General features: G+C 73.4%; 1 protein-coding gene. It reads right to left on the bottom strand.

Annotated features, from left to right (window positions below):
• On the bottom strand, positions 1-4,905 hold a 4,905-nt coding region (locus AC1MIR_RS03525), incomplete at both ends, for a beta strand repeat-containing protein (protein ID WP_480027050.1).

Genomic DNA, 4,905 nt, shown 5'->3' with positions numbered 1-4,905 from the left:
GCGGGGCGAGGCGCACCCGGCCCCCCCCGGCGCCGCCCGTCCGGGGGCCCCCCCGGGCGCCGCCGACCCGCCGGGGGGGGGGGGCGCCGCCAAGCAGGCGGTCACGGCCCTCGCCACCCTCGAGCGTATCCGCGCCGTCGAAGCCGTTGAGGATGTCGTTGCCGCCGAGCCCGGCCAGCAGATTCGCACCGCCGGTGCCGGAGATCGCATTGCCGAGCGCATTGCCGGTGGCCTGCAGCGGCGCATCGCCCATCAGCACCAGGCGCTCGACGCCGTCGGACAGCACGAGCGAGACGGTGGTGCGCACCGTGTCGATGCCCGCGCCCGGCTCCTCCGCCACCACATCCAGGACGCTGTTCACCAGGTAGGTATCGTCCCCTGCCCCGCCGAGCATCGTGTCCGCGCCGCCGCCGCCGTCGAGCGTGTCCGCACCCTCCTCGCCGCGCAGCAGATTGGCGGCGCCGGTGCCGACCAGCCGGTTGTCGAGCGCATTGCCGGTGCCGGCGATCGCCCCGCCCCGCAGCAGCAGCGTCTCGAGACCCTCCGTCAGCGTCCAGGAGAGGGTGGCGATCACCGCATCGAGCCCGCCATCGGCCGCTTCGACGACCACGTCCCCGGCATCGTCAACCACGTACAGATCGTTCCCGAGCCCGCCTTCCGCGCGGTCGGCACCGATGCCGCCATCGAGCGTGTCGTCGCCCGCCCCGCCCTCCAGGGTGTCGGCGCCGGCAATCCCGAAGAGGCGGTTCGCCCCGTCATTGCCGCGAAGCAGGTTGTCGAGCGTGTTGCCGCTGCCATTGGCCGCATCGCCGCCGGTCAGGATCAGGTTCTCGAGCGTGGCGCGAAGCGACCAGGTCGTGGCCGACAGCACGGTCTCCACGCCGCCGCCCGGCGCCTCCACGATCACGTCCCCCGGCGTGACGACGAACACGTCGTTGCCGGCGCCGCCCACCAGGCGGTCCATGCCCTCGCCGCCGTCGAGCGTGTCGTCGCCCGCCTCGCCTTCGAGCGTGTCCGCGCCATCCTCGCCGGCCAGGCGGTTCGACGCGCCATTGCCGATGATGCGGTTGCCGAGCGCATTGCCCGTGCCGTCGATCGCGGCATTGCCGAGCAGCGTGAGGTTCTCGACATGCTCGGACAGGGTCCAGCCGAGCGTCGCGACGATGAGGTCGAGGCCGGCGCCGGCTTCCTCCGCCACGACGTCGCCGGCATTCTCGACCGTGTAGATGTCGTTGCCGGCGCCGCCTTCCATCCGGTCCGCGCCGCTGCCGCCATCCAGCGTATCGTCGCCATGCCCGCCCAGCAGCGTGTCGGCCCCGCCGAGCCCGCGGAGGCGATTGGCGCCCGCATTGCCGGCAAGCAGGTTGGCGAGGCCGTTGCCGGTGCCGATGGCCGCGGCCGCGCCGGTGAGCTCGAGGTTCTCGAACTCGGCCCCGAGTGTCCAGGACAGCGCCGTGCGCAGCGTGTCGGTGCCGCCGCCCGGCGCCTCGATGACGACATCCGCCGCGTCGTCGGCGAGGAACAGGTCGTCTCCCTCCCCGCCTTCCAGCGTGTCGGCGCCGCTGCCGCCATCGAGCGTGTCCGCCCCGGCCTCGCCCGCCAGGCTGTCCGCGCCTTGCCCGCCCAGCAGGCTGTCCGCGCCGGCGCCGCCGGAGACCAGGTCGTCCCCGTCGCCGGCATCGACCACGTCATGGCCCGCCCCGGCGGAGATGGTGTCCGCGCCGGCGCCACCTTCCAGGGAGTCGGCGCCGGCGATGGCGACGATGCTGTCGTCGCCGTCGAAGCCGCGGATCGTGTCGTTCAGGATGGTCCCGGTCAGCCCGGCATCGTCGCCCGGCGTGCCATCCACCAGCAGGCCGGAGAAGCCATCCGCCACCTGCACGACCTGGTCGCTGAAGATCACGATCTCGATGTCGTAGAGCACGTCGGTGTTGTCCGGCGTGAACTCGATGTTGTCGTAGACCGTCATGCCGGTCTGGTCGCCGACCACGGTGTAGAAGGCGCGGCTGCCGCGGAAGATCGCGATGTCGATGCCCTCGCCGCCGCGCAGCGTGTCGAAGCCGCCCCAACCGGTCAGCGTGTCGGCGCCGCTGCCACCCTCGAGGCTGTCGTCGCCGTCGGCGCCATACAGCGAATCGGCGCCCTCGCCGCCGCGCAGCGTCTCGCCGAGGATCCAGCCGAGCACCGTGTCGTCGCCGCCGCCGCCATCCAGCAGCGATCCGCCGCCATTGCCCGACAGGCGCGCGATGCTGTCATTGCCTTCCCCGCCCTGCACGGTGGTGGTCGCGGCGGCGATGTAGCGCAGCACGTCGTCGGCATCGCCGCCGTCGAGCAGGCCGCTGCCGGCGATGGTGTCCGCGCCACCCTCGCCGAACATCGCGTTGACGCCGCTCGTGTCCTCGAGCGAGTCGGCGCCCTCGCCGCCCCGCAGCGTGTCCGCGCCATGCCCGCCGACCAGCGTGTCGTTCTGCGTGCCGCCGAGAAGCAGGTCGTTCTCGTCGCCGCCGTCCAGCCGGTCGTCGCCCGCGCCGCCGTCCAGCGTGTCGGCGCCGGCGCCGCCATGGACGGAGTCGTTGCCGTCGCCCGCGAGGATGCTGTCCGCGCCGTCCTGCCCGAGCAGCCGGTCATGGCCGGCGAGGCCGACCAGCACGTCGTTGCCCTCGCGCCCCTCGATCAGGTCGCCGGCATCGCTGCCGGCGAGCGTGTCGGCCGCCGCGCCGCCGAGCCGCAGCAGCCCGGTATTCGCGCCACCCGGCGCGAAGAGCACGCCATCGGCGAAGCCGAGGACCTCCACGCCGCGCAGCCTGTCGTCGCCATCGGCCGGGATCGGGCGATTGTCGAGCACCAGCAGGTCGTCGCCGTCGCGCAGGACTGTGTACTGCTCCAGCCGGCCGGTGAAGATCACGCGGTCCGTGCCGGCGCCGCCATCGATCGTGTCGTTGCCGCCGCCGGCCTCGATGGTGTCGGCGCCGTCGCCGCCCTCCATGCTGTCGGCGCCGTCGCCGCCATCCAGCGAATCCGCGCCGGTGCCGCCGAACAGCACATCGGCGAAGCGGGAGCCGGCGATGCTGTCGTCGTCGGCGCCGCCATCCAGCACCGTGCCGTTGAGATTGCCGGACAGCCGCAGCATCCGGTCGTTGCCGGCCCCGCCGAGCACGGTGGTGGCGCCGGAGGCGATGTACTGGAACAGGTCGTTGCCGTCGCCGCCATCGAGCAGCCCGAGGCCGCCCAGCGTGTCGGCGCCGGCCTCGCCGTACAGCGCGTTCCACCCCTCGTCGTCGAACAGGGTATCGGCCCCGTCGCCGCCTTCCAGCGTGTCGTCGCCTTCCTCGCCGAGCAGCCGGTCGTTCTCGGTGCCGCCGCGCAGCAGGTCGTCGCCCTCGGCGCCGAACAGCGTATCCTCGCCGCTGCCGCCATCGGCGGTGTCGTTGCCGCCGCCACCATCGAGCAGGTCCCGCCCGGCGCCGCCGAGCAGGCTGTCCGCGCCCTCCTCGCCCTCCAGCCGGTCATTGCCGTCGAGACCCTGCAGCGTGTCGTCGCCGGCGCGGCCGAGGATCCAGTCGTAGAAGGGCGTGCCTTCCATGAGGTCGTCGGCGTCGGTGCCGATCAGCAGGTAGCCGTCGAAGCTCATATCCGCGACGAAGTAGGTCTTCCCGCCGAAGGCCAGGGCCTCGACGCCATCCAGGAAGTCCACGCCGTCCGGGCTGTTGTCGCGGTTGTCGAAGACCGCGAGCCGGCTGCCGCCGTCGGCGTCGATCCCCCGCCGCAGGATCGTGTAGTTGCCGATGGCGCTGCCGAAGACGACGAGGTCGTCGCCCTCGCCGCCATCAATCGTGTCGTCGCCGAAGCCGGCATCCATCGTGTCGTTGCCGGCGCCGCCCTGCATCACGTCGTCGCCGCGGCCGGCATCGAGCGTGTCGTCGCCGCCGCCGCCCTGCAGCGTCTCGGCGTGGCTGGTGCCGATGACGGTGTCCTCGTCATCCCCGCCATCCAGCAGCGCGCCGCCGGCCGCGGCCTCCTTGCGGCTGATGCGGTCGCGGCCGACGCCGCCCTGCACCGTGGTGGCGCCGAGGGCGACATACTCGATGACGTCGTCGCCCTCGCCGCCCATCAGCAGGCCGCCGCCGGTCAGCGTGTCCGCGCCGCCCGCGCCGTCCATGCTGTTGGCGCCTTCGCTGTCGCTCAGGACATCGGCACCGAGGCCGCCATGCAGCGAATCCGCTCCGCCGCCGCCGGCCAGCGTATCGGCGCTGTCGCCGCCATCGAGCGTGTCGCGGCCGGTGCCGCCATCCAGGCTGTCCGGCCCGCCCTCGCCGACCAGCAGGTCTGAGCCGGTGCCGCCGAGCAGCGTATCGGCATCGGCGCCACCGAGCAGCGTGTCGGGCCCGCTGAGGCCGGAGAGGCTGTCGGCACCCGCCAGGCCCGCGATGCTGTCCTCCGCGGGGCCGCCTTCCAGCGTGTCCGGGCCGTCGCCGCCGATCAGCGTCACGCCGCCGCCGGGGACGAGCACCAGGTCGTCATCGGCGAAGCTCGCCACCTCGATGTTGCGCAGCACATCGGTGCCGTCGGGCGAGAGCGGCCGCAGGTCCTCGATGGTGACGGTGCCGGCCAGCGTGTCGATCGCGATGGCATAGTCGGCGATGTTCCCGCTGAACATCGCGACATCGGTGCCGGCATTGCCATCGAGCGTGTCGTGCCCGGCGCCGCCCGACAGCGTGTCCGACCCCGCCCCGCCATCGAGGCTGTCGCGATCGGCGCCACCGCTCAGCGTGTCCGCGTCCTCGCCGCCGTCCAGCGTGTCGTTGCCCGTGCCGCCGGAGAGCGTGTCGCCGCCGCTGCCGCCGCCGAGGCTGTCATGCCCCGCCGCCGCATCCAGCGTGTCGGCCCCGCCGCCGCCGAGCAGCG

The organism is Falsiroseomonas sp. RANM36 (genome assembly GCF_056682175.1).
This window is presented reverse-complemented; position numbering and strand designations above follow the sequence as displayed.